Origin of the sequence: Holdemania massiliensis AP2, from assembly GCF_000327285.1 — a bacterium.
Classification (GTDB): Bacteria; Bacillota_I; Bacilli_A; order Erysipelotrichales; family Erysipelotrichaceae; genus Holdemania; species Holdemania massiliensis.
The window spans coordinates 875,439-900,695 of sequence record NZ_HE998567.1; the positions used below are offsets into that span (position 1 = coordinate 875,439).

At 36.4% G+C, this 25,257-nt stretch carries 21 protein-coding genes; all 21 read right to left on the bottom strand.

The genetic code is table 11. The annotated features are described in order from the left end of the window. Positions 1-558: 558 nt before the first annotated feature. Positions 559-1,761 carry a Coenzyme F420 hydrogenase/dehydrogenase, beta subunit C-terminal domain gene (locus BN162_RS04145; protein WP_020223818.1) on the bottom strand — a complete coding sequence of 401 codons (1,203 nt, stop codon included), beginning with the start codon at positions 1,759-1,761 and terminating at the stop codon, positions 559-561. Further along, positions 1,758-3,212 carry a lipopolysaccharide biosynthesis protein gene (locus tag BN162_RS04150; RefSeq protein WP_020223819.1) on the bottom strand — a complete coding sequence of 485 codons (1,455 nt, stop codon included), beginning with the start codon at positions 3,210-3,212 and terminating at the stop codon, positions 1,758-1,760. The genes BN162_RS04145 and BN162_RS04150 overlap by 4 nt, the downstream gene beginning before the upstream one ends. After that, the gene (locus BN162_RS04155) at positions 3,209-4,306 is read right to left on the bottom strand and encodes a polysaccharide pyruvyl transferase family protein (RefSeq protein ID WP_020223820.1); all 1,098 of its coding nucleotides are present in this window, start codon (positions 4,304-4,306) and stop codon (positions 3,209-3,211) included. The genes BN162_RS04150 and BN162_RS04155 overlap by 4 nt, the downstream gene beginning before the upstream one ends. A gap of 15 nt (positions 4,307-4,321) precedes the next feature. Next, entirely contained in the window at positions 4,322-5,179 is an 858-nt protein-coding gene (locus BN162_RS04160; RefSeq protein ID WP_020223821.1) for a glucosamine inositolphosphorylceramide transferase family protein, read from the bottom strand. A gap of 39 nt (positions 5,180-5,218) precedes the next feature. Further along, on the bottom strand, positions 5,219-6,415 hold the full coding sequence (locus BN162_RS04165; RefSeq protein WP_020223822.1) for a glycosyltransferase: 1,197 nt from the start codon (positions 6,413-6,415) through the stop codon (positions 5,219-5,221). Positions 6,416-6,432: 17 nt separating this feature from the next. Next, entirely contained in the window at positions 6,433-7,833 is a 1,401-nt protein-coding gene (locus BN162_RS04170) for a hypothetical protein (protein WP_020223823.1), read from the bottom strand. A 129-nt stretch (positions 7,834-7,962) separates the two neighbouring features. Continuing rightward, complete coding sequence (locus tag BN162_RS04175; RefSeq protein WP_020223824.1) at positions 7,963-9,135, bottom strand: glycosyltransferase family protein; 1,173 nt, start codon at positions 9,133-9,135, stop codon at positions 7,963-7,965. Further along, positions 9,122-10,105: a polysaccharide deacetylase family protein gene (locus BN162_RS04180; protein WP_020223825.1), complete on the bottom strand. Its 984-nt coding sequence runs from the start codon at positions 10,103-10,105 to the stop codon at positions 9,122-9,124. Before BN162_RS04180 ends, BN162_RS04175 begins: the two co-directional genes overlap by 14 nt. Before the next feature lie 14 nt (positions 10,106-10,119). After that, complete coding sequence (locus BN162_RS04185; protein ID WP_020223826.1) at positions 10,120-11,250, bottom strand: glycosyltransferase; 1,131 nt, start codon at positions 11,248-11,250, stop codon at positions 10,120-10,122. A gap of 85 nt (positions 11,251-11,335) precedes the next feature. Then, positions 11,336-12,427 carry a non-hydrolyzing UDP-N-acetylglucosamine 2-epimerase gene (wecB, locus tag BN162_RS04190; protein WP_020223827.1) on the bottom strand — a complete coding sequence of 364 codons (1,092 nt, stop codon included), beginning with the start codon at positions 12,425-12,427 and terminating at the stop codon, positions 11,336-11,338. 50 nt (positions 12,428-12,477) lie between these two features. After that, on the bottom strand, positions 12,478-13,701 hold the full coding sequence (locus tag BN162_RS04195; RefSeq protein ID WP_020223828.1) for a nucleotide sugar dehydrogenase: 1,224 nt from the start codon (positions 13,699-13,701) through the stop codon (positions 12,478-12,480). Between the two features lie 2 nt (positions 13,702-13,703). Then, positions 13,704-15,545 (bottom strand): heparinase II/III domain-containing protein, encoded by a 1,842-nt coding sequence (locus BN162_RS04200; RefSeq protein ID WP_020223829.1) that lies wholly within the window; start codon positions 15,543-15,545, stop codon positions 13,704-13,706. Next, positions 15,542-16,813, bottom strand: coding sequence for a glycosyltransferase family 4 protein (locus tag BN162_RS04205; RefSeq protein WP_020223830.1), 1,272 nt, complete (start codon positions 16,811-16,813; stop codon positions 15,542-15,544). The genes BN162_RS04200 and BN162_RS04205 overlap by 4 nt, the downstream gene beginning before the upstream one ends. A gap of 311 nt (positions 16,814-17,124) precedes the next feature. Next, positions 17,125-17,742: an acetyltransferase gene (locus BN162_RS04210; RefSeq protein WP_020223831.1), complete on the bottom strand. Its 618-nt coding sequence runs from the start codon at positions 17,740-17,742 to the stop codon at positions 17,125-17,127. After that, positions 17,735-18,376: a sugar transferase gene (locus BN162_RS04215; RefSeq protein WP_020223832.1), complete on the bottom strand. Its 642-nt coding sequence runs from the start codon at positions 18,374-18,376 to the stop codon at positions 17,735-17,737. Before BN162_RS04215 ends, BN162_RS04210 begins: the two co-directional genes overlap by 8 nt. A gap of 15 nt (positions 18,377-18,391) precedes the next feature. Next, positions 18,392-19,639: a DegT/DnrJ/EryC1/StrS family aminotransferase gene (locus BN162_RS04220; RefSeq protein WP_020223833.1), complete on the bottom strand. Its 1,248-nt coding sequence runs from the start codon at positions 19,637-19,639 to the stop codon at positions 18,392-18,394. 2 nt (positions 19,640-19,641) lie between these two features. Continuing rightward, positions 19,642-21,669 (bottom strand): nucleoside-diphosphate sugar epimerase/dehydratase, encoded by a 2,028-nt coding sequence (locus BN162_RS04225; RefSeq protein WP_020223834.1) that lies wholly within the window; start codon positions 21,667-21,669, stop codon positions 19,642-19,644. A 40-nt stretch (positions 21,670-21,709) separates the two neighbouring features. Continuing rightward, positions 21,710-22,456: a tyrosine-protein phosphatase gene (locus BN162_RS04230; protein ID WP_020223835.1), complete on the bottom strand. Its 747-nt coding sequence runs from the start codon at positions 22,454-22,456 to the stop codon at positions 21,710-21,712. Further along, the gene (locus tag BN162_RS04235; RefSeq protein ID WP_020223836.1) at positions 22,453-23,208 is read right to left on the bottom strand and encodes a CpsD/CapB family tyrosine-protein kinase; all 756 of its coding nucleotides are present in this window, start codon (positions 23,206-23,208) and stop codon (positions 22,453-22,455) included. The genes BN162_RS04230 and BN162_RS04235 overlap by 4 nt, the downstream gene beginning before the upstream one ends. Further along, a complete protein-coding gene (locus BN162_RS04240; RefSeq protein ID WP_020223837.1) occupies positions 23,208-23,915 on the bottom strand; it encodes a YveK family protein in 708 nt (235 codons plus the stop codon). The genes BN162_RS04235 and BN162_RS04240 overlap by 1 nt, the downstream gene beginning before the upstream one ends. Before the next feature lie 46 nt (positions 23,916-23,961). After that, complete coding sequence (locus BN162_RS04245; RefSeq protein WP_040451459.1) at positions 23,962-25,020, bottom strand: LCP family protein; 1,059 nt, start codon at positions 25,018-25,020, stop codon at positions 23,962-23,964. Positions 25,021-25,257 lie beyond the last annotated feature (237 nt).

The following is a 25,257-nucleotide window of genomic DNA, read 5'->3' on the forward strand; positions in this document are numbered from 1 at the left end:
AAAAAGCTGACACCTATGAAAATAATGAGAGTGTAAAATAAAGGGGTGTGGCAGATAACCTAGGAAAAAAACAAGGGGCTGTGACAGATAGCCCCTTTATGTTTTTCAAGAAAAGTATATAAGCAATAGCTTAGAAAAGAAATGATTTATTACTATTTACAGTCAAAATAAATAAGGTATGATAAAAACACAGTTAAAATGAGTAAGTACTTAAGCTCTACATCGTGTCTTTTCATTTCTTCCAACATAATTAGATTTTCAGCAATATCAATACTACTGTACTCTGAGCATGTCTAAGGCTTGTTTCTTCTATGTAGCTTTTACTTTCTAAATTGAGAACCATTCTTTTCATTTAGCTAGAAGCATACAATTCTATGGTACAGAACATAGGACAATCAACAATCGATAAATAGATTCAGGTGCCGGCTCCAATTCATGCTTGTAAAATTTTATCTTATTCTATATTAATCATACTATTATCAAGTTATCGAATCACCCAACACCTATCATCAAACTTTCCGACATTTTTAATTTCGCGTATCTGTCTTTTGTTTTGCACTAATTAAAGTAATTTCGAATTTTTGAATATATATTAATTATTCCGTTTGGGATAAATGCTAAGAGTAAAAGTTTGTACCTTGCAATTTTTGATGGTATCTTAGAAAATTTATTGTTAACTATTTTCCAATCGTTAGTAAATATAACATTATATAACTCATCTCTTTCTGTTGGTCGTACATATGGGTGTTTAAGTTGATGATTATAGTTTGCTTCTCTTTGAACGTCTAATGAGACATAATCAAATTCTTTTTTTACAGCATTCCATATTTTTCTCGCCTTTTCACTATTGATTAACAAAATAGAATTAGATTCTTTAGGATGAAAATCTGGATAAAACATCTTGCTATCACAATCACCCATTGTAAAATCACCAGGTCGAGTTAAACAAGCATACCTACATTGATAGCAACTCTCCCTAAACGACATTCCCTGCATAAACAAATTGAAGTATGGATCATTTTTTGGTTCTCGAACAATAGGTAAGCCCCGCATCATCTTCATCATCATAATATAGGAAGAAGTGGATTTCGTAATAGGATTCTTGTGTCGAAACTTATAGCTTACAACTTTGCCTTGTTTTGTTTTCGAATTCTCATCCAATGATCTTTTCAAAAAAAACGGACTTGGAACACCATGACAAACAATATCCGCAGTGTAAAGATTTGAATACTCTTTTTGAGGTAATGATGCATATAACCCTGCAATTTGGCAAGGAGTTCCTGTGAAAAGCACGATTTTATTGTTTTTCAGCGCCTCAGCAACAATTTTATATATATTTCCAATATTACTTTGAACATACTTTGAATTCTGCAGTTTTGTGATTTCTTTGCTTGAACTAATTACAATATGTCGTACAACAAGGTCATCACATAAAGAAGCTCCTACTACTAATGCTTTACACTTTTCTAAAAAATATATCGCTAATCCTACAAATGCCCCACCAGATGCACTCTGTTTTGTCAATTTAGTTTTTCCGTATTGTACAACATAACCAACCTCGGCTAAATTTTTACAATAATCTGTATTTGAAGGACATTTCACATAACACTTTCCACATTCAATACATATATTTTTATCAATTTGCGGAGCTAAAAAACCTTCTCTATCTGCAAGGAAGGAAATTGCATTCACAGGGCAGTTTGTCTCACATGCACGGCATCCAGTACATTTATCTTTGTCTACTATCACTTTTATGTTCAATCTTCCACCTTCTTTTTATGTAATATTTTTTTTATAATACTCGATATATAAGTAAATTCAGCCATCCTAAACAATTTGGCACCATCTATATAAATCAGTACACCTATCGAAATCTGCAATAACAGCTTAATTGCTAGTGGTAGGGCAATTTTCCCAACAGCATACACAACCAAGGACATAAATAGAGCAAGTAATAAAGCAGGTACATAATCTCTTATGATTTCTTTGATTAAATATTTATATTCTCGAATAACAAAATAGGAAAAGATAATAGTACCTAATCCTGATACAATTACATAGCTCCAAGCTATTAACTCAACGCTTTTCCAAATAAAAGCTGCCATCAATACCAAAATAATCGTCAAAACCGATGTAACAATTTCGTGAAACAGATTTACTCCGCTTTTTCCAATAGAAAGTAACGAGTTTTTCATCACTGTATTTAACGATCTGCTCATATACACAAGACTGAGTATACGCAAATATGGAACACAAGGTAACCATTTTTCTGTTAGAACTAACTCAATAAATACATCTGCAATGCCTATGAGACCAAATATCATAGGGAGTACAATAAAACTGCTAATTCTAATAGACATCCTCATCAGACCCTTGTTTTTCTCCTTATCATCTTGCTGCTCAGAAAAAGCTGGCAAAAGAACTTTTCCAACCGAATTAACAATATCATTTACTAACAACTGAGGAAATCTTTTTCCCTGATTGTAATATGCCAAATCAGACTCAGAAAACACTTTACCAACAACCAAACTCCGGATATTATCTTTTAAAGTATCAACCATAGTCGCCAGGAAAACTTTACAACCATACCCCCACATTGTTTGAATACTATTTTTTGAACACATAAACTTTGGTTTCCAGGCAATTACGATATATAAGAATCCTGTGCTTAATGCAATGTAGAGCAATTGCTGAATGATAAGCGCCCAAACACCAGCTCCATAAATAGCCGCTAATACTCCTGCTGTCCCAGAGAGAATTGCTGCAGATGTTGAAGTAAAAAATAATCTTCTAAACTGCATTACCTTTTGTATATAAGCATGTTGAATAGAATTGAAAGCTGAAAAGATCAATCTAATGCCTAAAATACGAGTAATCAAGGTCAGACTTGGTTCATTATAAAAAGAAGTGATATATGGAGCACAAAAAAATAGAATCAGATACAACGCAACAGATATGCTTATGCTAAGCCAAAAAACAGAGTTAAAATCTTGCTCATCTGCATCTTTTTTTTGAATCAGAGCAATTCCGAATCCTCCAATAACTAATGCATCGGCAATTGAAACGAATACATTCACTAGAGCTAAAATTCCATAATCTTCTGGAGCCAAAAGTCTAGCTAAAACTATCGAAACAATAAAAGTAACGATTTGTGATACTAATCGTTCAGCAAATGACCATCCGACTCCAGAGACTATTTTTTGACCCTTCACTGTTTTTTCACCTTGTTATTTATAATCGACTGCAACGAATTTCTTGAACGAGCGATATACGATGTAAGTTTTGGCAAAACACGCTCATAGTTTATTGGTTCCATTAGTAAATTGGCAGATTTGTTATTGATAATACGATATTGACATTCCATTTCTCGCAAGAAATCTTCCATTCGCGAGAATGTCCCATCATTACAATCTGCTATTACTACCTGCCGTTCAAAAATAAAGCTAAAAATCATTCCATGAAATGAATTTGTCACTATATGATCAGCATTGTGGATCAAATACAACCATTCAGCTGGGCCTACTCCCTTGAACATTCGATGATCGGATTTTCTATTAATCAGTATATCGCTAATTTCATAAACTGGCATTCCCATTTTCTTCGACATTGCATCTGCGTATTCTTTCATGTACGGATTCTTCCCAAATCCATAGCATAAAATATAATGCGACGGAGTATTGATTTTATGTTCCATCTCTTCCCAAGTTTCTTTATTTAGCAAGAATGTTGGATCGCAAACAAGAGTACTATTATAAATTCCAATTTGATTAAGTATATCTTGTCCTGTTCGTTCCCGAATAAGAACCTTGCGATAATCCTTTATATATCTGTATAACCAACATTGCTCTCGCTCATTCAATTCAGCAAGCCCAACACTCGCTGCATAAGAACAACATTTGCCTTTATCCTTAACAAAGCCTAATAAGTATGTGTCATCAAAGTCTACGATACGTGGGTTAAAAACTTGATCGCTTCCAGTTAAGAACAATTTATACTCATCCTCGTTTATACTTTCAATATTAGTTTTCGTATATCGTCTTGTCGAAACATTTGCATTCTTAGTGAGGAATTCATTAAACCGTTTAGCCTTAAGGCGAACTTTTCCAGACAAAAGATATTTCACAATTGTTATTACTGGATTTGAAGCTTTATAAGTAATCTCATAGTGTTCATAGAGTTTATCCACATAATCAATTAGTTCGGATTCCTCTCCCATATCTATGATCGCTCGCTGCAGAGCTATTGCCTGAAGAATAGCCCCATAATTTATTGCACGATGAAATGTAATTACACCAACTTTTTCCATTTTATCAACCTCCCATCAGCATCTCGTCAACTTATTGATTACTCTCTGCACAAATTGAAAAGTACATTCATATCCATCTACAATAATAAAACCATCATAAGTATTAAATGTATGTAACCCGAGGTTATATCTGTCTGAGCTATGAGAAGAAATCGTTTTAACATACTCTTCGCAATAGTTATTTCTATCCAATTGTGTTACCCGCATAATCCGTATATCTTCACCGTAAAGGTGTTCACAGTTTTGAGCAGGACGATATAATTCGCCTTTGAACCAAAAGAACTTGCCCCCAGGACGAGCTGAGTTTATACTAAATTTAACTGGATTTTTATAATGAGGAATAAATTTACCATCCTCTTCTATAAAAATACTTAACTTACTATTGGAATCTATCTCTTGCTCCTTCGTTGTCCCGAATAACCACTTTTTGCCACAATACTCAACAAAGGTAGGATCAATCAGCGGAATATCTAAAATCTTTGTTTTCTTAACTATACCACTCTCAGACACAAACCGACTTAAACAACCACTTTTATAATTTTCCGCAACGATAGATCCATCCTCAAAATTAGGATAGGACAGATGATATTCATCAACGATGATTTCCTTCCTATTTACAAGTTTCATTGTTCTTTTGTTCACTTTTAAAAGGACAATTGTTCCTTTCCGTTTTGCAAAAATCAATTCTTCTGCTAAAATATAATAATGACTTTCATCTTGATGATGCAAAAAGGGATCAGCAAAGAAACGATCTTTATATCGATGCTTCATCCATCTTATTTCATATGATTCATCAGACATTACGGATTCGATGCTTTTCTCTATTACACCAACATTCCAATAACCTATTCTAAATTTATCAATAAACTTCATACTATTACCTCATTAACGTCAACCAGACTTACTGTTAAACTATAGCTGACCATTGATCAGCTTAATAAAGGAGTTGCAGTCTTCCATTTCTGCGTTGTTATGCAAAATATTCTTCATTTTTTGAAGTTGTTCAGGGGTATTGATTAACACTTTTAACCTATCGGCAACAGATTCAGACGAGAAATCTGCAATATAACCACTTTCTCCATCAACAATCAATTCATTGGCTGAAGGTATCGGAGTTAACACGACTGGAACTCCTAGAAGCAATGCTTCCTTAACTGTAATAGAAAATGCCTCATAATCTGATGTCAAAACAAAGACATCCGCATTTTTTACATACGGGTATGGATTATCTTTTTCTCCAACAAAAAAAATGATGTCATCAACATCTTCCACTTTTGCCAAAGAGCGAAGATATGTGTTATCAATTCCATTCCCGACAACAGTCCAATGGATTATATTTCCAAATTCTTTCTTTAGTATGGCTGCACATTTGATGGCTCGATCTATGCGTTTAGACTTATTGTCTAATCTGCACACTGTAACAATTTTAAACACTTCTTTTTCTAATTCTACATATGGATCAAAATCGGCTGCTTGCTTACGAATAATATCTGCACCACATAGATTGTAAAAAACCTTCGACTTAAATACCAATTCTGGGCATATTTCATCGAAGATCTGTTTGCAGCCTTTTGATACATTTACAACTGCGTCAAACTTGCTGTATACTCTTTGACATACTTCATTTGTAAAGCCAAGCCTTGCAGGATCACTATGAATCCACGCTAGCTTTCTAGTTGCTTGCACTCTGTCCATTACATAGAACTCACAACCACCTGAGAAATTTACAGAACCCTTAGTCCAAATTCCATTTGTATAGGATATCGCCACATCATAACCAGAATAAGCAGGAGCATGAGAAATCAAACGTCTGATTACCTTTTCCCTGTTCCATAGCCTACATTCTATCCCATAAACTATCTTAAGAAACTTACTGGAAATGCCTTTTTGCAATTTTAATGTACTGCCATAAACATTCGTTTTTTCACAAATAAAGCAATTTTCAACGCCTAGGCCAGCTATCTGATGTTTGATATCTTCCAACTCTCCGCGCAACACCAGCAAATCTATTTTTATATTTTCCTGATTTTTTAATGCATATAGTAGGTTTAATAGGGATTTTCTGATGCCTCCCATTTCCATATGCATAGTTACAAATAATATTCTCATTGAAATACCTCTAAACATTAAGAAATAGCTAAGTAAATTACTGCAAATATAGCAAGTATGAAAAGGATAAAAATAGCGTCTATTTTGTATTTTTGTCTGTTACTTGCCGCTAGCCCGCGCGATGAAAGAATAAACATATATGGGTACATTAAAATGAAATGCCTAAAAGTAAAGGTTGTTATTGCAATAATGCAGAACATCATGACATAAATAAATACCGTTTTATCCCACTGCTTCTTAATCCCGCGCATCACATTGGGATAATTTATAATCTGCCAGATTGTACCGCACGATATGAAAAAATTTGCAAAATGATAATAATCACTAAATAGACGACTAAAATTTAAGATTCCCAGTGGTAATGGGAAAACTGCAGCATACATTAATCTCACAAGGAAACCGAAAGGAAATAAAGGTATTCGGAATACATTGGCAGAAAGGCCATCTGATGATATGTTTTGACGGTATCCAGTATAATTGATAATTTTACTTTCCACTATTTTTCCAAGCTCTGTAAATACCAAAAAGGATGACAATATAAACCCTATGAACAAGATGTTCTTTAAATTTTTTCTAATGGTTTCTGGATAAGTAAAACAAAGCGTTATCATTATTGCAATCAAGTTGATATATAAGGTCTCACTACGAATCGTATAATCTAAATAAATCAATACTACACTTAATGCACCGTTAAAAAATATTTGCAACGAACCATTGGAGCTAATCGCAAACATCTTAATTTTATCAGATCCTCCAGATGATTGACAGCTTCTAATAGCGACACAATCCCATAAATATACTATAGCGAAAGTTAAAAACATACTTAACGTATCTCGAAAAACATGAGCAGAGATATATAGACAATTGGGAAAAATTGTAATTGCCAAGAATGTGCGGAGATACATCTTTGGTTTCTGTTCACACATTTTATTATTTGCCATATACTTATAAGCCAAGGCACCTGTTGCTAACAATAAAAAGAGGTTCATAATTCGAGGCATCATCGTATGATATCCTCCAAAGCTATTACACAACAATTTAATCCAAGCTAAGACCAAAATGAAACCCTTTGAGTTATTTCCTAAAGGAATATAATCATTCGCCAATTGCCACGGGAGAAACTTCCCATTCGCCATGACATAGTTGAGGGCAGAATTCTCAAAATTGTAATCATCGCTGCCTCCTGCATAATAGGGAACTCCGTAATCACTAATATACCAATAATATTGAAGAACGACAATAAATATACCAATCAAAAACGCTGCTATTGCATAATACCAAAAGCGCCCATGTATTTCTTTTGCGCAAAGTAAAAAAACTGATAGAAACAATAGTGTAATAATTAATATCCCAAAATTCCAGTATAAAGCACTAAGGGTTGTGCTCACGCAAACAACCACTAAAACAAACAAAATCATATTTCACCCGTTTTAAATACAATAACCCTTCATAATATATATCAAAACATCTGAATAGAGTTTTAAGCATCTCTTCCATTCTTAAGCGCAATCCATATAACATTGTCAACAATAATCAAACTGATGTTCTTATTTAAAATGAAGCATCTTATTAACCACAAATACTGGTTCTAGCTGATTTGATGGCTCCCAATTTTTATTTTCATATACAATATATCTTAAGGCGCTAGCAATAGCATCGGCATGATTTGCACAAAAATAGTAGCGTTCAAATGTTGACAAATATTCTTTAATTTCGTTTCCTGCTTCTCCGTCAAGAATAACCAGTACAGGCTTGTCCGTTGCGGCATCGTGATATACTTTTCCCGGAATTTGTGTTCCAGAGTTATTTAAAACACAGATATAAATATCTGTACATTTTTCATCCTCTGATACATCTCCTCTTGGTTTGATCTCGATATTATCTTTACCCTCAAGATCCAGATCTGAGTCACCAACAATCAGGAAATCAAAATAATCTCTTACTTTTAATGCAGCATCATAGAGTGGGACAATATTACGAATATCTGATTTGTATGAACCAAAATAGCTGACCAGCGGTCTACGATTATTCGTCTTCCCGTAACACTTCTTTTCAATAAAGGGAGTTGGTACAAAGATCATTTTGTTCTTATATTGCCTATGTAATAGTGCTTCATTCTGTAACGTAAATGGAGAAGTGTACACGATTTTGTCACACGATGCAAATAGTTTGCGTTCCTCGTGTGCCAATACGAACTTTGGATAAACACTCTTATTCGTAATGTCTCCTACCAAGGGATCCCCCCAATATTGAATCCATTTATCAAATTTCAATCCTTGAGCCTTCAATCTCCGAAGCGCAATATGAGAACTTTTAGGATCAGAAATAGTAAAAACATATTTATATTTTTTTTCTGAAAGGGATAATATATTGACTTTATTTGCAATAGTCTGTGTGTAGTCATACATAGAAAATGCATGATACATCTTACGTAAAAAGTTAGTCAATCTTGCCTTTACTCCTTTTTTATGTGTAACGATTTTATCATACACTTGAAAGTTATTCGCAAAAATATAGTTTACTTTGTTCATAAAATCATATTCAGCCATATTTCTAAGCGTATGTACTGCACTGGGAGCAATCGTCAGCCAGTCAATGGAATATCCCATTTCTTGTAACCCCTTTATCAATGCTATAGTTCGCATATTGGAGGAAGTCAAAGCATTGTAAGGCGATAATTTAACAATCAAAACCTTTGAGGAATTATCAACTGTGTTCATCCTTAATTTCACCCTTTACTACTTTACTAGAAAGTTTCATTTTCAATACATGTATCGCTCGTTTGCCAAAATAAAGAAATGATTTTAATCCTTTCATTTCTACATATTTTAGAGAAGGAATTAACTCTCGCTCCTTCGTTTCATTCAACAGCTGTTCGAGCGACACATTTTTAACACTTTGTTTTTCCTCTAGACACTGGAACATTCTTTCTAATTGTAGGGCAAGTTTCAAATTAGCCTTTGGACTATCCTTTCTTGTCCTCCAATCAATTAGAGAGAAACTATGTGCAAAAGAAACAATTACATCAACCTCGTCACTTCTTACCAATTGAGGCACAATCTTCCTGAACTCCCCTAAATCCATATTTGTATCCAGCTTATCAAATCTGGAATAACCAAACTGATTAAAACTCATATAAGCAGTTGTAGGAACTTCCAGCAAGCTTTTGTATCTAACCAATTTCGTACAAGTCAAAGGTGGATTAATTCCACACCATTTCTGGCCATAAAATTCAGAAAAATCTGCAAGATAGCCAAGTTTGGAAAGAATATCTAAAGTATCATAATTTGCACCATACTTACCTGCCCGAAAGGCAATAGGTTTCTTACCTAATGTACATACATAGAACTCAGTACATTTCTTGATAATTTCATATTGTTCCTCATATGTATATTCCCAAAGGAACAGTCTTTTACGATCTGCCATATGATCTGGGTGAATGTGAACACCTACATCATGACCTCTAGCCTGAATATGCTTTAAGACCCCAGCAATTTTTTCTTCTCCATAATCCCAAGCTTCTGCAATATCTACAAAAAACAGACCTTTTACTCCGTAGGCTTTGCAAATATCCATAATCTTATCGATACCCCATTTACCTTTGTTACCTAAATCGGCATAAATCAGATTATTTACTGGGTCTGTTCCAACATGCCCTTCTACATCAACAGTAAAAATATTGTATTTCATACAATTACCCTATCTTATTCCTTTTCCAGGGTATTCATACAGTTCAAAAGCTTATCCGCATAGATCATCCAGTTAGCGTCTGATTTTTGCAAAGTGCAGGAGTCAACCATCTCAGAAAACATCTGTTTATTATTCTTTAATTGATCTAAAGCATCTTTCAACTCTTCGATATTATCATATGCAACAGTTACACCAACTCCCCATTTCTGAACTATTTCTGCAAGGTATGTATTCTTTGCAACGATTATCGGAAGTCCACAGTATACCGATTCATAAAGTTTGTTAGGAAGAGCGATTCTTACATTTGCATTAGAAGCATCATACACCGAATAGACACAATCCACTGCGCCATACAGTTTGGCAATATCTCGATTGTAATCATAACGGCCAGTAAAGCTAACATAAGTTTTTCCTTGACAGTATTTCTGGATTTCCTTATATTCCTGATTTGTTCCACCAGCTCCCGCAAATAGTACTTTACAATGCGACATTTTAGCTGCATCTACTAGCATTTTCATTTGATTAAGGTACCGAATACCACCAATAAATCCAACTGTGAATTCACCATTCTGCTTTTTTGTATAATTCTTAAATGCAGATAAATCGGGGACATTGGGAATAAACAGCATTTTTTCTTTGGAAATCAAATTGTAATAATATAAATCATAGAACTTTTCTGATGTGACAACCAATCTGTCAACATACTTAAATAAGTTTTTTTCCAGCTTTTTTATTGCTGTAGAGAATGATCTCGCTACTACATTTGGGGGTTGTTCAATATAAATCTCTCTCAAATCAGCAACTTCATATATAATTTTACAAGGATGTTTCTTTTTATAAAAAACTGCAATAACGAGTGAATCAATGCCTGCTGTATAAATCAAATCTGGCTTATATTTTTTCAACATCTCGTTTGCAAATTCGCCATATTTCTTTGATGATAAACATCTTTTCACAAGCTGGTGGGACGAAGGCATGTCAAGTTCCAAAATCTCATGCTTCACATCCATATGGAAGGGCTCCCATGTATTCTGAGCAACTCTGCGCACACAAACTATTGCAATTTCGCCCGCCTTTTTTGCAACCTCAATCCGCTTATTAATGCGTGGATTGGGAATATGTGAGAGTAAAAATACTGTTTTCATCGTTATGATCCTAGCCTTTCCTTATTGAATCATTCGCCCTTTAAAGTGAATTTCTTTATAGTTGAACGTTTCAACTGTACACAAATTATTTTTCCAAAATGTCCGCAATCCTTCTACAGGCAAATCCATCCCCATAGGGATTACTTGCATGAGCCATTGCATTATAAGCTTCCTGGCTTTCCAAAAGTAGTTTGAAGTTATCATATATTACATGTTCATTCGTACCGACCAACTTCAATGTTCCAGCTTTGATACCTTCCGGTCTTTCAGTAGTATCTCGCATGACAAGCACGGGCTTGCCGAGAGATGGAGCTTCTTCCTGGATACCACCGCTGTCGGTTAGAATTAGATAACTTCTCGCAAGCAGATTATGAAAATCCAGAACCTCCAGCGGCTCGATAATATGAATTCTGTCACATCCCCCCAATTCCTTTGCAGCTGCTTCTCGCACAATTGGGTTCATGTGAATAGGATAAATAGCCTTCACGTCAGGATGCTCATCCATGATATGTCGAATTGCACGGAACATATTATGCATCGGTTCACCAAGATTTTCGCGACGATGAGCGGTAATGACGATAAGGCGGCTACCTTCAGCCCAATCTAGTTCTGGGTGACTATAATCAACACGAACTGTTGTCTTTAACGCATCAATTGCAGTATTACCAGTCACATAGATGCTTTCGGCTTTTTTGCCTTCCCTCAGCAGACTCTCTTTTGATAGTTGGGTGGGCGAGAAGTTATACTTTGCTACAATTCCCACTGCCTGTCTATTGAATTCCTCGGGATACGGACTATAGATATCATAAGTTCGTAGACCCGCCTCAACATGCCCAACATTAATTTGCTTGTAGAAGCAAGCCAATGCAGTTGCAAAAGTGGTGCTGGTATCACCGTGTACTAAAACCACATCTGGCCTTACTTCATCAAGCACTTCACCAATGCAATTCAAAATGTTTGTAGTGATATCAAATAGTGTCTGCTTTTCCTTCATAATGGACAGATCATAGTCCGGCACCACGTTAAATGCCTTCAGAACCTGATCAAGCATCTGTCGATGCTGACCCGTTACACAGACTACTGTGTTAATATTCTTCCGTGTCTTAAGCTCGTTGACGAGTGGACACATCTTAATTGCTTCAGGTCTTGTGCCAAAAACTAACATTACTGTTTTCATTTCTCTATCCCTTTCATAGTAGAACTTGAATCACTTCTAATTTTTAAATATTACAAACGGTATGTACCTTCAAGCATACATATATTTCGAGTATCAAGAACTATCTTACCCGCCAGCTTGTTCATATTCTGCTTAATCTCATCGTGGCCAACGAGAAGAACAACTAAATCAATTGCATTTAAGAATTCATCCAAGTTGTGCATTTGATTCGGGACTTCATCTTTTTCAATGAAAGGATCATAAACCTTTACGAGGTTACCACAAAGGTGTCGCTCCATTGACTCCAGCATCTGAAGAGTGGGAGATTCACGCATGTCATCTACATTTTCTTTATAAGTTAGGCCATATAAACCAACTCGTCTAATATCAGTCAAACCCTTTTCCTGCATGATCTCATAGATACGATTAAGCACGAAATCAGGCATACCATCGTTTGTTTTCATGGACTCATCGATAACTTTTGCAAGGCTAGGATAGTCGCCAACAAGGAACCAAGGATCAACAGAAATACAGTGACCGCCAACACCAGGACCAGGTTGAAGAATGTTTACACGAGGGTGCATATTACAGATCTTAATGATCTCATACACATCCATATTGTCATGTCTACATATTTTTGCTAGTTCATTTGCAAATGCGATGTTAACAGCACGGAAGGTGTTCTCAACAACCTTAGTCATTTCAGCTGTACGAATATCTGTTACTACGATATCGCCCTGACAAAAAGAGGAATATAGCTCCTTTATTTTCTCACCGACATACTTATTATCCGCACCGATAGTTCGGTTGTTATGCAGCAGTTCGTAGACCATGTTACCAGGAATGATACGCTCAGGAGCATGGACAAGATTGATGTCCTGTCCAATTACAAAACCATTAGCTTCTATCACAGGGCGAACGAATTTATCAATTGTTCCGGGAGATACTGTAGATTCCACAACCACCGTCGCACCTTCAGGACACACTTTCATGATAGCTTTTACAGCTGCCACAACATGGCAAGCATCAACCTTCTTGGAGAACTTATCATAGGGTGTAGGAACAGAAACAATATAGGTATCTGTTACCTGATATTCGGTAGTAAACTTGATACCTGCTTTAACAGCCTCAGCAAAAAGTTCGTCCAAACCATCCTCTTTGAAGGTGGTGTGTCCTGCGTTAAGAGTAGCAACAAGTTCTTCGTTATAGTCAGTGCCAACAACTTCAACACCATGAGATGCCATCATTAGAGCCGTGGGAAGTCCGATATAGCCAAGTCCAATTACATTAATCATTTTTATTTATCTCCTTTGTTTATTATGAATTCAGTTAAAGCTTGCCCGTTGGGCATATTGATCTCGATGCAGTTCATATCTTCCTGATGTAGATAAAATAAACTACGTTTTGTTTGATATACTTTCACTAGGTTTTCTGTCACAAGTAAATTGTTATTTTCAAGAATCACTTCATGTTTATTTTTAATTGAAACTTCAAAGGGAGTGTGGAACAATATTTTTGCATGAATATGTTCTTTCATTGTCGTTTGCGCTTCATCACGTACTTTAACTCCATCACCGGAAAGGTATACCATTCGACGATGTGTATATCCACTGAAAAAAACTATCTCTGTCGTAATACTATTTGGGTTCCAGCTAACCTTTTTCAGCTTCGGTTGACCATATACGGCGAATGCACCAATTCTGTTTATTTGTTCCTTTTCCTCGCAGTAGACGGTATTGTGTGCCTTTGTTGAAAATAGCTCTCGTCCTAAGCCATCCGCGTATGAATAAGTACCACTATCGCAGAGAATGTTTTTTCCGTTTATCCACAAATCCAGATGATTTTGATCCATGTGATTAATTGATTTTTTCGCTACTACCATGAGCCAGCAATCATTGTTTCTTAAGGTATACAATCCTGTTTCATTAAAAGCTTTCGATTCTCTCAACACTTGTTCTTGCGGAAGATCATTATCAAGCCCAAACCAAAAAAGTTCTTCATCGTAATCCCCCTCAGAGTATAGACGTTTACCTGTTAATAAGGCGTACACAGTATTTATACTAGAAGTAAAATCACGATATCCACAAGATGTAACTGGGAATATCAAGGCTCCATCATTTGATCCATAATTAGGCATATCACCCGTAATATCCTGACACTGATACATTTGAAGAGCACTATTTAGTATTCGATATTTTGACTCCTGTGATAAGTCCAGTCTGGTCACAGTGCTCATTCTTAAAATTGCTTCTATATCTTGCATGGCAACACGTTGATAATTGAATGATTGCTGTATATATCCTCCATCTGCTAAGAACTGCTTTAATATAACCTTATCAAGAGTTTTGTACGCCCACTTCAATCTTTGCGTATCACCAGTACACCATGCTCCTGCAATCATTCCTGCCAGTTCTGATAATGTATGATTGTTATTTTGACACTTATAGGCATAGTTGAAATTACTTATAATCTTTCTATAGCACCGAGAAACCAACTCTTTCACATTTTCAGTATCTTTTTCTGATAATCTCGCAGCAAAAATCGGATAAATCATCAAGCAACTCATCATTCTCAAAGCACACTCTTGACCACACTTAAAGTTTGCGCCATATGAATATGGATTTTGCTTTAGCCAATCTGACAATTGTGCAGAAAAAGCTTTAAAGTATTTATCATCTTCTGTCAAAAGAAAAGCTCTGGCAAATAAAAAAAAATGTGAAAACCTTGATATTTCCCAGATAGCTTTTATATCGCCTCTTTGAGAATCAAAATCAGGGATTCTGTACCATTTTTTTGTTGCATCTGCGGATTTGTTTGTAAACGGATTCAATTGCCAATTGATTGGCCAACCGTAATCAAAATCATGCGATGAGAAGCCTTTTATTTTTCCAACACAGGCTTCATCTGCTTCTTGCACAAGTTTTCGTTTTTTTTCACCGGGTAACTCAATCAATTTCTTTTTGAGCTGTACTGTATCAACCTCAAATAGGTTAACACGAACTACAACAGGTGAACTCTTTTCAAATAATTTTTCAAGGGGTGGAGCAATGTTCATTGCCTTTATCTTAACACTATACAGACTTCTATTGATAAACCATGGGAGCCCACGTTCCTGAATTAACTGTATATATGCTTTCATTGTTTTATGACACTCCTTATAACAGCCATGAGCTTTTCTGTAAGGATATTGAAGTCAAAATCTTTTGATCCTTCATAAGCGTTTCTGCCAAATTCCTCAGACTTATCTAATGGCATATCATGAAGCTTAATAATGGCTTCAGCCAGACATTCTGGTGTACACTCTTCAATCTCAATTCCGCATTGATACTTCTCAATAATTGAATAACCCATTTTCACAGTAGAAATAACCGGTTTACCGCTTGCCATATATTCAAACAATTTATTAGAACTATTTCCCCTTGACCAGTTATATTCATTCTGAGAGTAATTCAGAATATTCACCGACGATTTACTTAGTATATACGGAATATATCTTCTTTCTACAAAACCTTTTAGTTTAACGTTTTCAATACGCTCATCTGTAACACGTTCTTTTAGAGGTTCTAGTTCGACACCTTCACCAAAGATTAAAAACTGTATGTCTTCATATCCAGACTTTGCTGAAATTATTTTTGCACAATCCAAAAGATTTCCTACGTTGTTCACAGGGCGAATTGTGCCTGCATACACAACATTAAAAACACTACTATCACGTAGATCTGAATCGTCTAACACCTCTGTCTCAATCTGCTCTTTATAGGCTGCGAGATTGACCCCATTATTTATGTAATGACATTTCATGAGATCAATATCTCCGCCTTGAGCAGTCGTCCACTTCTTCTCCTTTAGATAATCTGTATCCCCTTCTTTTGTGAAGATAAGTGCATCTGCATTTTTATATATCCAATGTTCCCCGACAGTAAGTGCTCGTCCAATCAAGGTGTTTTCGTTGGTTTTTCCAAAAGTAAAAATTGCTTCTGGCCATAAATCTCGAATCTCACAGATGCAAGGAATATTCATTTTTTTTGCAATTTCTATACCAGCAATCATTGTCAATGGATGTACAGAGGAAGCAACAATCACATCCGGCAACCGTGTCTGCTTAGCATACTCTCTACATACAGGTTTTAAGTTTAAGTAGAAAGTTACCATGTTCTTTATTCGGTCAATTCCATTGCCTACACTCGGCGGACATTTAACGAATATAAAATTAGTGTTACCATCTTGCTTGATAATCCACCTCTTATTGCCGGTATCAACAGTTTCTATTTTGTTCAGGATTGTCGAAGCACAAAAAACAGTAACACTGTGTCCTAAGGCTTCCAATCTCTTTGCAAACCAATAATGTCTGCCGGCTTTATCAAAGTACATTGTCGTTGCGTAATGGTTCATTAACCAAATATTCATAGTTCTCTCCACCTTTATGCTATATCTTTATTTCAGTTCTATAACTTCTTCACACATCATTTAAATGTTTTTTCAATACTATCAATCATGTTATTTACCAAAATTTAAATTATTATTACTTCGATATTTTCAGCTACAAAACTATAACTAAATATTTATAAAATGATTAATTTTAAACTCTGCAAACAAAAAAATCATATACACATAGAAAGTTACTCGCTCTTTATTTTTCTTCTATAAATTTTGTGGGAAATTTTATTAAGTCGTACTTTTCCCTATATTTTAAATCGCTTGCAATTCTTTAAAGTGTCTCATTTGGAGTATTTCTTAAAACATGCAGGTATCCCTACATATATTCCACTAAAAGAAAGATTTTTTATAACAACAGATCCTGCTCCTACTAAAATATTATTTCCTATTGAAATATTATTTCGTACTGTAGCACCAACACCTATTTGTGTACAACTTCCAACATGAACTGTTCCACCTAACGTGGCATTGGGAGATACATGAACGTAGTCGCTTAACTGATTGTCATGTTCGATCACAGCGCAAGTATTAATGATGCAATGTTGACCAATCATAGCTTCAGGATTAATCACAGCTCCTGCCATAACAACACTACCAATGCCGATCAGTACTCCATAAGCAATCTGTGCAGATGGATGAATAAGAGTAACCCAATTTAATTTATGTTGCTCTGCTATTCTCTTGCGAATTTGATTATCTCCAATGGCAATCACAAAATCAGTTTCCCCATTGTTAAGTTGCTCTAAATCACAACTCTTCCCAACAATTGGATAACCCATGCAATCCCCATCGATATTATCATCCACAAAACAAATATCTTTATATCCATTCTTTAAGGCAATATCGGCTATCACTTTTCCATGACCCCCTGCACCAATAATCACAAGTCGGTTATACATTGACTTGTACCTCGCTTCCGTTCCCTATAAATTCCTCCATTGTTGCTGAGGCTTCAGAGGAAATTCCTTCTCGTTTCAGCACGACAGATACCGTCTTAAAAATTATTTTTATATCGAGCCACAGAGAAATATGATCAACATAGTAGACATCTTTTTCAAATTTTTCTTCCCAAGTTAAAGAATTACGACCATAAGCCTGCGCATATCCTGTTAATCCTGGTCGTACATTATGCCTTTTTCTTTGTTCTTCACTATATCGATCTAAGTATTTGACTAAGAGTGGTCTTGGTCCAATTAGACTCATATCGCCTTTCAGTATATTGAACAACTCTGGCAGCTCATCAAGACTTGTACTTCTCAATTTCCTTCCATACTTATTCAATCTTATCTCGTCAGGGAATAGATTCCCTTCTTTATCTTTCCGATTGTCCATCGTACGAAATTTGATTAATTTGAAGATTCTTTCTTTTCCATCTTTACCCTTTTTACCTGGTCTAAGTTGTACAAAGAAAGGATCGCCTTGCATCGCAATCAGACCAAAAATCGTTAAAACAAAAAAGACTGGCGATAATATAAGAATTGCTATGAGTGATAGCACAAAATCTAAAGGTCGCTTCATATATTTTGCGTACATTGTCAACCTTCTTACTTACTCGAAGCAGGCATGGATCATTGCTATGATCTTATCCTGCTGTTCCACTGTCATCTTGTTGTCACTCGGCAAGCATAATCCGCGATCAAAAATGTCCATTCCTACATCCAATGGTTTGCCATCTTTTCCTAACATTCCACCCTGAATATAAGCATTGGTCTTTGCCCTACCATTTCCTTCTCTTGTAATAAATCCATTCATCCGATACATTGGCTGCATATGCATCGGCTTCCATATCGGTCTTCCTTCTGCGTTGTACTTCGCTAAAGTTTCCAGAATTTCTGTAGGACAGCTCTTTCCAGGTTCACTCACATACAATGCTTCCTGTTCTCCCCGCAGTTGTTTACACATCGCTTCTGGACTGATAAGCATACAGCTTAACCAAAAGTTGGGTTCACTGTTCTTGGCATCATAGGGATTCATGATTACAGGCAGATCCTTTAGTCCTTCTTCATAGTGTTTATAGATTGCTTTCTTCTGAGCGATATGCTCTTCCAAATAAGGGAATTGTCCTCTTACCACTCCCGCAATCACATTACTCATCCGATAGTTGTAGCCTAATTCCTCATGCTGGTACCATGGTGCATTCTCTCTAGATTGGGTTGACCATTTTCTGACTTTATTCGCAGCTTCTAAATCATCTGTAAGCAGCATCCCTCCGGATGAACCTGTGATGATCTTGTTCCCATTAAAAGAAATACAGTTATATGTTCCAAAGATTCCTGTTTGTGTACCTTGATAGGTCGCTCCTAAGGACTCTGCCGCATCTTCGATCATGATTGCTTTGTGCTTCTTACAAATCGCTTTGATTTCATTCACTTTTCCTGGTGTTCCATATAAGTGAGCGACGACCACAACCCTTACTTCAGGATAGATTTCAAAAGCTTTCTCTAAGGCAACAGGATCCATATTCCACGTCTCATATTCCGTATCAATAAAGACTGGAACTCCGCCTTCATACACAACGGGATTCACTGTCGCATCAAAAGTCAAATCGCTGCAGAATACTTTTTCTCCGGGTTTAACGCCTGCCAGTTTTACCGCCATATGCAAAGCCGCAGTCCCCGCAGATAAAGCAACCGCATAACGACAGCCCACCTTCTCACAAGCAAGCTGCTCTACGATATTGATGTTTTCTCCTACTGTCGACATCCAATTCTTCTCATACGCTTCCTGCATGTACTTTAATTCTTTTCCATGCATCGTTGGTGAAGACAGCCATACTTTTTCCTTAAATGGTTCCATTTCTACTTGACACCCCCTGCCATCACGGCGGTTTCCCGTTCCTCGATTAACTTCTTTACTCTTCTCGCTTCAATCTCATCCAGCTTCTTCTTAGGATGATAGGTTGGGATAACCTCAGAAACTAGCTGTTTAATTCTTGAACTGTTAGTATAACTGGCCTCAGCTAAGATCTCGACTTGATTCATAAACTGTTTCACATCAAAAGGGATCGGCTTCGCAATATGAATTAACTTATTCGGTGTAGTTTTTAACCCTTCCTCTGCCATGAGTTTTTCTTCGTACAATTTCTCCCCTGGTCTGAGTCCTGTATATTCAATCTGGATATCGACATCCGGTTTATATCCTGACAGCTTAATCAGATTTCTCGCCAGGGTATCAATCTTCACTGGATCTCCCATATCTAACACGAAGATTTCTCCTCCCTTGGCATAAGTTCCGGCTTGCAGCACTAAGCTGACTGCTTCTGGAATCGTCATAAAGTATCGGATAATATCCGGATGCGTTACTGTCACTGGCCCACCTTCTGCGATTTGTTTCTTAAACAAAGGAATGACCGATCCATTACTTCCTAGCACATTCCCAAACCGAACTGCCACAAACTCAGTTTTTAAATTGTTCTCTTTGATTTCTTCTATAGGATTCCATGTATGTGACCATAGTTGAGGAAGCAAATTGAACTGTCCTGTCTGGCTGATCTGATTCATACTTTGAATCACCATCTCACACAAGCGTTTGCTTGCTCCCATGATGTTGGTCGGATTGACCGCTTTATCAGTACTAATAAGGACAAACCGCTGACAACCACTCTTCAGCGCTGCATACGCCGTTTTATATGTACCGATGACATTGTTTTTTATAGCTTCATCCGGACTGCCTTCCATCAATGGCACATGCTTATGCGCTGCCGCATGATAGACAATATCCGGCTTATACATCTCAAAAACATCATCTATTCTCCGACTATCTCTTACAGAGCCTATTAAGACAACCAAATTTAATTCTGGATATTTCCGCTTCAATTCCTGTTCAATGTCATAAGCATTATTTTCATAGATTTCAAAAAGAATGAGTTGTTGAGGATGATGTCCTGCGATCTGCCGGCATAACTCGCTTCCAATCGATCCTCCACCCCCGGTGACTAAGATCGTTTTCCCTTTCAGGTGTTCAAAGATTTCATCCATGTTAACCTGAATGGGTTCTCTTCCTAAGAGATCTTCCACGGCCACTTCTTTCATCTTAGAAAAAGCAACATCGCCATTCACCATCTGGTAGATTCCTGGAAGCATCTTCAGCTCGCAACCCGTTTCTTTACAGATATTCAGAATATCCCGTTTTGCCTCCGCTTTAGCGCTCGGTATAGCCACTAGAATCTGTTGGATTTCATACTTCTCAACGTTAGCTAAGATATCATCGCGACCTCCGACAATCGGAATTCCATCAATAAACCGTCCCCATTTATTCGGATTATCATCAATGATGCATTGAACCTTGCCTACGTCAAACTCCGTCCTCTGTACATCTCGTAAGATCAATCGACCTGCATCCCCCGCTCCAATCAATAGGATGTTCTTTTCTTGTTTCTTCTTCATCAATTTCTCTCTTCGGCTTCTTTCCAACAAGACAAATCGATAGGAGAAACGAATTCCAATCGTTAAGCAAAACTGAATAATCATCCCAAACAAAAAGTAAGAAACCGGCATACTCTGAAAGAATGTCGTGATTCCTAACCAGTGCAAAAATCCAGTCAAGACTGTAGCCGCAGTCACTCGAAGCAGCTCACTGTAACCCGCAAACCGCCATAAACTGCGGTATAACTTCAAACCTGTGAAAATCACTAAGCTGATCACGGTATAAATTGGTATAAACTGAACCCAAGCATTGAGATAACTTTGTGGAATCAAAGAGTATCGACAATCAAAACGAAACCACAAAGCTAATAAATAGGCTAAATTAACAGCGATAAGATCATAAAGAAAGAGATAGAGTGAGATGACCTGCCAATGTTCTACTCTTCGTTTTCTTTTCTGCATCTTCTTCTCCCCCCTTTTCCCCATATAAAAACGATTTCTGTTATCTCCACAAAAACCGTTTCTTCTTTCTCTTCATTTCCCTGTATTCTGGAACAATCCTTTCATTCATCAGGATTCTCTTTGGATTCTCTCTTGTTAATTGAATTGCAAGAGTTTCATTTAACTCTTCAGAAAGTACATCATAGGCTTCTCTTAATACTAGAGGACGATATTCGTTATGGGCATCACTGGCAATGAAACTGACAAAGCCATGTTCAATCATTGGAATCAAGACTTTTCTTGTTTCTTTTTTAAACAAGCTGTTTTGATTTGACTGAAGCAGATACCCTTCCTTCAACCATCGAAGACAAAAGTTGGGATCATCTTGTACATAGGCATATCTCTCCGGATGCGCAATAATGATTTGATATTTCAACGATAACTCATAAAGTATCTCATCATAATCTTCTTTATATTCATGAAATGGAAATTCAACTAAGATAGTTTCTGATTCAGCCAGTGTTAAGATTTCTCCTTGTTCTAACAGCTCAGATAAATCAGGATGAATATACAGTTCATTTCCAAGATGAAGCTTGATGGATCCCTGATAGGCTTCTTTCAATTTATTAAATCGTTGTACAAGTTCTGTCGCCTTAGTCCTGAAATCACCATTTTTCATATAATGCGGTGTGGTGATGATTTCAGTAATGCCTTCTGTCTCTGCTTGTTTTAATAAAGCTAAAGATTCTTCTAGACCCTGACTACCATCATCTACTCCTGGAACTAAATGGCTATGAATATCAATCATTTCTTTTTGTCACTCTTTTTCGCAATCGATGACATCAAGGTATTTTTCTTTTTCTTTGGTGTTATTTTCTTTTGACTGTCGCTGTAACGATAGCCATAACTGTTATAGTATTTCTTCTGGACTGGCATCATCGTCATCACAATTCCAATTACATTCACTTGTGTCTGTTCTAATTGGTCCTTGACTCGAAGTAGTTCTTTCCGATCATTCCGATTCGAGGCGCAGACCAAAATCGTACCGTCACAATAGGAAGCAGCGACTACCCCATCCGTCACTAATCCAACGGGCGGACAGTCTAAGAGAATTAAGTCGTAGTCCTTTCTCCGTTCATCAATAAACTCTTTCAATGCTTTGGACTGAATGAATTCTGAAGCAAAAGGAATCTTCGTTCCCGCTGTAATCACATCCACATTTTCATAAGGTTGTAAAACAACTTCTTCAAATTCTGCTTGATGTCCAATAATATCAGAGATGCCTTTTTTATTCTTTAATTTCAACTTCTTATGAATTGTAGGCATGCGTAAATCCAAGTCGATAACAAGAACTTTCTTTTGAAGCTGAGCATAAACCATCGCTAAGTTTAAGACACAAGTGCTTTTTCCTTCCTGCGCTGTTGTGGATATGATATTAATGACTTTCATATCCTTATCAAAATTCCGCATCAAGATATTCGTTCTTAAGGTACGATAAGCTTCTGAAGCCGAGGATTCCGGATCCGTTAATGTAATCAGTTCATCTCCTACTCTTAACATTATTCAGTCCCCCCTGTATTCATATCTGGAATCAAACCAATAATCGGATAATCAAAGATTTCCTTCAACTCTTCTTCGGTTCGAACGTTTCGGTCATTGAGCAAGAGATACACCACAATACAGCCATCAATGACACACCCAAGCAAAAATCCCATCAATGTGTTCTTAAGATTAGATGGGCTGGATTTTTGTTCTGGAACTTTCGCAGAGTTTAATACTGTAACGTTTTCAATATTCATGATCGTGACGATCTTTCTTCTGAAAACGGAAACGATTTCATTCGCGATATTGGCTGAAAGATTGGGATCCTTTGTTTCTACTGAGATCTTAATGACTTCTGTGTCTTTGACTGAAGAGATCTTGACCATACTTAAATAAGAAGCGTGATCGATTCCTTCCTGATCTAGTTTCAGGTTTCGGATGACATCATCACTAATCGCTTCACTCTTTAGGATTTCGCTATAAGTATTGACTAATTTCTGCGATGTCTGAAGATCATTATAACTAATCTGTTGACTGTCTGGATTCGATTTCTGAACAATAATCAGCTTCGCTTCTGCGGTATATTTTTTCGGTATTAGAAACAAAGTAATTAACGTTGCCACAATAGAAGTCGCCAAGATAATCAGCGCGAAAGGTTTGAAATGCTTCTTCACAATTTCAAACACCCGCGAAAGATCAATTTCAATTTCGTCGTTTTCGTACATTTTCTATCTCCCTTTTTTCTCTTCTCTATAGTAAAGAATCCTACTTTTAGGATCCTCCGAATTGGTTTTGGATATTTCTTTCTAATTGAACGATATTGGAACTTGGTTGATAACTTTCATCTTCGTAGATGTTCCAATGAAGTTCTTTCGCTAAGTCTTCATAGTTTTCCATCATATAGATTGGACTGAATCCATTGTATTCAATGACTTTCTCAATCGAATCCATCCCTTTTGATGGAATTTGAAATTGGTCTATATGTTTTAAATCAAAGCTCAACAAGGAAGTGATATCATTCTTGATTTCATTATTCGTTAAGTTGGTTTCCACATAAGGAAGCATTTCATCCACGATTTCCATTAATTCAAACACGTTCTTCTTAGAAAGCTTCTCTACGATTTTTAGAATGACTTCGTTTTGTCTGTCCATGCGATGGAAATCATCATCTACCTTCCGAATACGGCAATAACCAAGCGCTTGTTTTCCTTTTAAGTGAAAGACATTTCCATCCCGCGTGGCTCCTAAATCCATCACTTGTGTAGCTAAAAGCCCATCTGGGAGTGTGATATCAATGCCACCGACTAAATCAACTAACGTTTCTATTGCTTCAAAACTAAACCCAACATATTGAGTGATATCCAAGTCAAAGTTATAATTCAACGTTTTTACTGCCAGTTCCGGCCCACCACGCCAATGCGCATGATTAAGTTTATCATAATCATTGTAAGGATCTGGAATATAGACTAACGTATCGCGCTGTAAAGAGGTGATTTTAATCTTCTTAGAATCAAAATCTAAAGAGATAATCTTTGTGGCATCAGAGCGTTCCATTTCATAGTCATTCCATTCAGACTTTTTAGCATTATCAGAACCAAATACCGCAATATTCACAATGCGATGATTCTTAACTTGATCTAAGACTTCTTGGCTGACTAAAGCGTCTTCATTGGATAGTTTCTTTGAACGAATCGTTCTGTTCAATAAAGAATCAATATAGAGATTTCCGCAAAGAAATAGTGCTAGGATTAAAGAAGCAAGAATGCCAATTACGATCAATAAGATTCGGGTTTTCTTGTCTTTTTTGTGGGTGCTTTTTTGTTTTTTCAATCTGTCACATCCTTTGATATAAAACAAAAAAAGGTATGCTTCGCCGACCCAGATATTAAAAAATGGGTTTATGAAAAGCATACCAATGAAACCCTTCCCCAAGGTGCCCCTTGCAGCCATTGAGGAAGAATAACTTTCTTTTAATTTAATCCATAAAAAAAATTGAAACTTTATATTCTATTTATGGTTTAGTGTGTGAATGCAAAACTATTTTTCACATTTGTAAGAAAACCTACA

What these genes read in the sequence shown, in the direction of transcription:
- BN162_RS04155 (WP_020223820.1), bottom strand. Translation starts at nt 4,306, where the DNA reads ATGGAAAAAGTTGGTGTAATTACATTTCATCGTGCAATAAATTATGGG.
- BN162_RS04160 (WP_020223821.1), bottom strand. Translation starts at nt 5,179, where the DNA reads ATGAAGTTTATTGATAAATTTAGAATAGGTTATTGGAATGTTGGTGTA.
- BN162_RS04165 (WP_020223822.1), bottom strand. Translation starts at nt 6,415, where the DNA reads ATGAGAATATTATTTGTAACTATGCATATGGAAATGGGAGGCATCAGA.
- BN162_RS04170 (WP_020223823.1), bottom strand. Translation starts at nt 7,833, where the DNA reads ATGATTTTGTTTGTTTTAGTGGTTGTTTGCGTGAGCACAACCCTTAGT.
- BN162_RS04175 (WP_020223824.1), bottom strand. Translation starts at nt 9,135, where the DNA reads ATGAACACAGTTGATAATTCCTCAAAGGTTTTGATTGTTAAATTATCG.
- BN162_RS04180 (WP_020223825.1), bottom strand. Translation starts at nt 10,105, where the DNA reads ATGAAATACAATATTTTTACTGTTGATGTAGAAGGGCATGTTGGAACA.
- BN162_RS04185 (WP_020223826.1), bottom strand. Translation starts at nt 11,250, where the DNA reads ATGAAAACAGTATTTTTACTCTCACATATTCCCAATCCACGCATTAAT.
- wecB (WP_020223827.1), bottom strand. Translation starts at nt 12,427, where the DNA reads ATGAAAACAGTAATGTTAGTTTTTGGCACAAGACCTGAAGCAATTAAG.
- BN162_RS04195 (WP_020223828.1), bottom strand. Translation starts at nt 13,701, where the DNA reads ATGATTAATGTAATTGGACTTGGCTATATCGGACTTCCCACGGCTCTA.
- BN162_RS04200 (WP_020223829.1), bottom strand. Translation starts at nt 15,545, where the DNA reads ATGAAAGCATATATACAGTTAATTCAGGAACGTGGGCTCCCATGGTTT.
- BN162_RS04205 (WP_020223830.1), bottom strand. Translation starts at nt 16,813, where the DNA reads ATGAATATTTGGTTAATGAACCATTACGCAACGACAATGTACTTTGAT.
- BN162_RS04210 (WP_020223831.1), bottom strand. Translation starts at nt 17,742, where the DNA reads ATGTATAACCGACTTGTGATTATTGGTGCAGGGGGTCATGGAAAAGTG.
- BN162_RS04215 (WP_020223832.1), bottom strand. Translation starts at nt 18,376, where the DNA reads ATGTACGCAAAATATATGAAGCGACCTTTAGATTTTGTGCTATCACTC.
- BN162_RS04220 (WP_020223833.1), bottom strand. Translation starts at nt 19,639, where the DNA reads ATGGAACCATTTAAGGAAAAAGTATGGCTGTCTTCACCAACGATGCAT.
- BN162_RS04225 (WP_020223834.1), bottom strand. Translation starts at nt 21,669, where the DNA reads ATGCAGAAAAGAAAACGAAGAGTAGAACATTGGCAGGTCATCTCACTC.
- BN162_RS04230 (WP_020223835.1), bottom strand. Translation starts at nt 22,456, where the DNA reads ATGATTGATATTCATAGCCATTTAGTTCCAGGAGTAGATGATGGTAGT.
- BN162_RS04235 (WP_020223836.1), bottom strand. Translation starts at nt 23,208, where the DNA reads ATGTTAAGAGTAGGAGATGAACTGATTACATTAACGGATCCGGAATCC.
- BN162_RS04240 (WP_020223837.1), bottom strand. Translation starts at nt 23,915, where the DNA reads ATGTACGAAAACGACGAAATTGAAATTGATCTTTCGCGGGTGTTTGAA.